The organism is Trichlorobacter sp. (assembly GCF_030247655.1).
In the GTDB taxonomy this organism is placed as follows: Bacteria; Desulfobacterota; Desulfuromonadia; order Geobacterales; family Pseudopelobacteraceae; genus Trichlorobacter.
This window is the reverse complement of the sequence record NZ_JAOTRZ010000225.1, coordinates 1-4626: the sequence shown is the minus strand read 5'-3', so window position 1 is coordinate 4626 and position 4626 is coordinate 1. Positions and strand designations below refer to the sequence as shown.

Here is a 4626-nt window from a genome sequence, read left to right as displayed (position 1 = left end):
ATGAATGGGGGGCAAAAGGAGTTACTCCGCCGCTTTACAAAGTACCTGCCGGAACACAAGACCATTCTGCATTTCACCTTACACTCAAAGAGTGGTCTGATACGTACCGAGACGGAGTTCGTGGAAAGGAGCTGATTGTAGCACAGCACGCAGTTACTCCACCGTTAACTACTTCACGTTTAGATTATGCCGTCGGAAGGGTTCTTTGGGCGCTCACGGATGGTCTTGCTGCTAAACATTTTGCAGATCTTGATCCAGTTCCCCCATTATCTTGGCTTGAACCACTATCAGAAGCTCAATTCAAACACGAAGATTTACCACGATTTGGAGTCACCCCTACAACCCCTATTCCATATGACGAACAGAAACTTGCATTCAGTGTTATTCGACGGCCAACTCCGTATTCTCGTTCGCCATGGATGAGTCTGGTTGATGGTGGAGTTGGAGTGAGTAGATGGGACGATGTGATGTTGCATCTGGCTCGCTGGCTTACACGGCACCTGGATGATCCTAAATTAGTTTTGTGGTTAGCCAAAAATGGTGGCCGATTACACAATGAATTTGTGCGGTTAATCCATCGACGAATTGAAAAACTCGAACAGATGCAACATGACGGTAAGCTCTCAGAGCTCGCTTGCATTCAAACAAATGCACCCAAAGCAATCCCAAACAAGTTAATGCGCACCCTCTGGCATATGCTTCTGTCAAATCGTCTAAAATCACCATTTGTCGATTTGGATTTGTATAAGTGGTTACGCCAACTCAAACATTACGGGCTTACACCGTCTTTACGTATTGAACTGCATGAAATTTTATCTCCTCGAATAGCAATTCGAGAACCATTTCGTATGGATCCAGACCAATATGTGATCACAGAGCCACAAAGAATAAAGGATCTCGTGGAGTGGGAAATTGTTCTATCCACCGATCACGCACATCACATACTGCGCGATATAGCAGCCAAACCCTATTGGCAATCGGCACTGTCTGATCTATTGCAAGAATTCACAGCTCTTTTACGTGATGTGCTTGATTTAATGCGTGAATTGGGTGGAGCTGAAGACAAGAGCGATCTATCATATCTTCAACAGCCTTCAATAAGCGATCACCCACAAAACAATGATTTTCGTGACTGGACTGTACTCATTGACTTGACCCGTGATGCCTGGTTAGCCACAGTAAAAATCAGTCCCGAACAAGCGAGACTTGTGGCCGAAAGTTGGTGGATGGTTCCTTACCCATTGTTCAAGCGCCTGACTTTCTTTGCAGCGATACAAGGGGAAGTAATACCTATTCATCAATCCCTTAGTTGGTTGTTGTCAGATGATAACTGGTGGTTATGGTCAGTGGAAACCGAGCGCGAAGCAATGCGTCTTCTAGTTACTATTGCGCCGACTTTGAACGCCAAAGGATTGGCTAAACTTGAGCAAGCCATTGTACAAGGGCCACCGCGTGATATGTTTAAAGATGACATCGAGGCAGAACATTGGACGGAGATTGTAGATCGAGAAGTGTGGTTACGGCTCAAAAAGACAGAATCATCAGGTGCAGTACTCGGAATTAAGGCAAGATCTCGATTAAAAACGCTGACTCAACAACATCCGCAATGGAAACTTGCGCCTGACGAGCGAGATGAGTTCCCGTATTGGAGTAGTGACGGAGCTGAATGGCGCAAGTTTGTCGCCACACCAAGTCGACGACAGGTGCTCGTTGAGTGGCTCAAAAGCAATACAAGAACCGACCACTGGCAAGAAGACGATTGGCGTCAACGTTGTCGTGACAACTTTCCGACGACATCTTGTGCGTTGTTAGAATTGACACAAAAAGGTGAGTGGCCCATCAGCCCCTGGAGAGAAGCTTTTCAAGCATGGGCAGAGGATAAATTACTCAAACGTTCTTGGCGCTACATGGCAAAAACAGTTGCAAATGCACCGGATGAATTTTTACGAGAATTATCGCACAGTATTGCTTGGTGGCTTCAAGCCATTGCAAAAACATTCGTGGGGCAAGAGGTTCTTTTTCACCTTCTTGTTCAGCGTATTTTAGAACTGGAAAAAGAAGAGGTGGAGACAGATGATGACCCTGTGTCTCGTGCCATAAATCACCCTGTAGGGCTAGTGACGGAAGCCTTACTCCGCTGGTGGTATCGCCATGAACCTCTTGAACGACAAGGCCTCTCTGATGAGATAAAGCCCGTTTTTACATTGCTTTGCAATACCTGTGTTCAAAAGTTTCGTCATGCAAGACTATTGCTTGCTACTCATGTAATTCCCATTTTTCGAGTTGATCCAGGTTGGGCGACGACTCACCTGTTACCACTTTTTGATTGGCAGCAATCTGAACGTGAAGCACAAGCCGCTTGGCAAGGTTTTCTTTGGTCACCTCGACTCTATAAACCATTTATGGCAGCAATTAAACAGCCTTTGCTTGAGACTGTTATGCATTATTCAAAACTGGGTAAGCATGCAGAACAATATGCTGCATTTATAACTTTTGCTGCTTTAGAGCCTGGCGACACTTTTACCCAAGCTGAACTGTCCCATGCCACGCGTACATTACCTGCGGAAGGTTTGCATAGTGCAGCGCAAGCATTAGTTCGGGCACTTGAAGGTGCCGGTGAGCAAAGAAGGGAATATTGGCATAATCGTGTATCCCCCTATTTAAAAACAATTTGGCCTAAAACAAGGGATATTATTAGCCCTGCCATCTCTGATAGTCTCTCAAGGCTCTGTATAGCGGCTCAATCAGCATTTCCAGAAGCTCTAAATGAATTAAAACATTGGTTTCAGCCGCCAGAGTACCCAGATTTCATCGTGCATTTACTTTCCAATGCAAAATTACCCACGGAGTGTCCTGAAGAATCGCTGGTGTTTTTGGATATAGTTGTTAGTGATACAACACGATGGGCTCCAAGTGAACTCACTGGGTGTCTTGATGCGATACAAAATGCCAGACCAGAATTAGTAAATGATATTCGCTATAAGAGACTTCGAGAATACCTTCGTCGTCATGGGAGTGATTAAGTAGAGCAATCAGTTGCTCATGGAGTGATAATGGAATTCCGCATAGCCGATACATTCACAGATAGCCTTGCCAAACTGACCGGCGACGAGCAGAAGTCCGTCAAGACCACTGCCTTTGACCTGCAATTGAATCCTGCCAATCCTGGCATGAGTTTCCATAAGCTCGACAAAGCCAGGGATAAAAACTTCTGGTCGGTACGGGCCGGTAGTGATCTGCGAATAATCGTTCACAAATCATCTGATAGCCTGCTTCTTTGTTTTGTGGATCATCATGACCCCGCCTACCAATGGGCAGAGCGGCGCAAGCTGGAGATCCACCCCAATACTGGCGCTTCACAGTTGGTGGAGATTCGGGAGACGGTCCAGGAAATCACTATCCCCAGGTACGTAGAAGCCCCGCAGCTGGTACAACCCAAACTGCCATTATTTGAACATATCGCGGCTGATGCCCTGCTTGGTTATGGAGTCCCAAAAGAATGGCTGGATGATGTCCGTGCCGCCAATGAAGACACAATCCTTGAACTTGCCGACCATCTTCCCGCCGAGGCAGCCGAAGCCTTGCCGGGAAATCTGGGGACATCCCGGTTTTCTCGTTGTCAGTATTTACGTGCAAAATCACTGTAGCAGCGCGAAGTGCAGCAAGTCAAAATTGAAAATCAACAACGCTTGCCAAACTAGCCAAACTAGCTATAATACATTTATTAGCTAGTTTTTGAGGGGGGACGATGAGAACCATGACCTCTGTTGAGGCACAAAATCATTTTGGTTTGCTATTGGATACTGCGCAACGTGAGCCGGTAAGTATCACCCGACGTGGCAGGCCGGTGGCATACCTGCTTTCGCTTCAGGAATATGACGCACTTGCACAGGGAAAGGCCGATTCTGCTGCCACCACCTCTACTGCGGAGCTGCTGGCGGCCTTTAGGGGCAGCGGAAAAGGGGGCGGGGCTGCACGGTTGGTGGCTGAACGTGAGGCTGAAAGGCTGCGCGAGGCATGAGCAGCTACCTGTTGGATACATCGGCTCTACTTGCCTTGCGGGATAACGAACCAGGTGCAGACCGGGTTGCTGAACTGTTGGAATCGTTTGCAGGTGGTGATCATGCCTGCCATGCCTGCTTTATGACCCAGATGGAGCTGCTCTACCGGGTCTGGAAGGATGAAGGAGAGACTGCCGGGCGCACTGCATACCGCCAGTGCTTGAGCCTGCCGATTACCTGGCTGCATGAATCGCCAGAACTGTTGGAGCTGGCAGCCTCAATCAAGGCATGTTTTCCTCTTTCTCTGGCTGATGCTTGGATAGCTGCGGCAGCTCAACACCTTGATGCTGTGCTGGTTCACAAAGATCCTGAATTTGAACGATTGACCGCGATTCAGCAAGAACTGCTGCCCTACAAATAGCGTGAAAACCAGAGATATCTCCCTGTTTCGTTAAAATTTTGTTTTATGAAGCTGATCTGAAAGAAACGGATCAGTTACCTGTCGTTATAGTAGATGTGGGATGATATAGGAACTGTATGAACTGGCAGATTCAGCAAATACTGCGGCGTAGACGTGCCGCAGAGACAGGTGCCATCCCGGCTGGGCGTGGAGGGGCGCTCTCGG

The 4626-nt window shown here is 47.6% G+C and carries 4 protein-coding genes; all 4 read left to right on the top strand.

Translation table 11 applies throughout. The features are described 5' to 3' along the window. On the top strand, positions 1 to 3023 hold a 3023-nt coding region (locus tag OEL57_RS14365; RefSeq protein WP_300741369.1), incomplete at its 5' end, for a hypothetical protein. 30 nt (positions 3024 to 3053) lie between these two features. After that, entirely contained in the window at positions 3054 to 3647 is a 594-nt protein-coding gene (locus tag OEL57_RS14360; protein WP_300741367.1) for a hypothetical protein, read from the top strand. Positions 3648 to 3748: 101 nt separating this feature from the next. Beyond that, entirely contained in the window at positions 3749 to 4021 is a 273-nt protein-coding gene (locus OEL57_RS14355; protein WP_300741366.1) for a type II toxin-antitoxin system Phd/YefM family antitoxin, read from the top strand. After that, complete coding sequence (locus OEL57_RS14350; protein WP_300741365.1) at positions 4018 to 4422, top strand: PIN domain-containing protein; 405 nt, start codon at positions 4018 to 4020, stop codon at positions 4420 to 4422. Before OEL57_RS14355 ends, OEL57_RS14350 begins: the two co-directional genes overlap by 4 nt. The last annotated feature ends 204 nt before the right edge of the window (positions 4423 to 4626 follow it).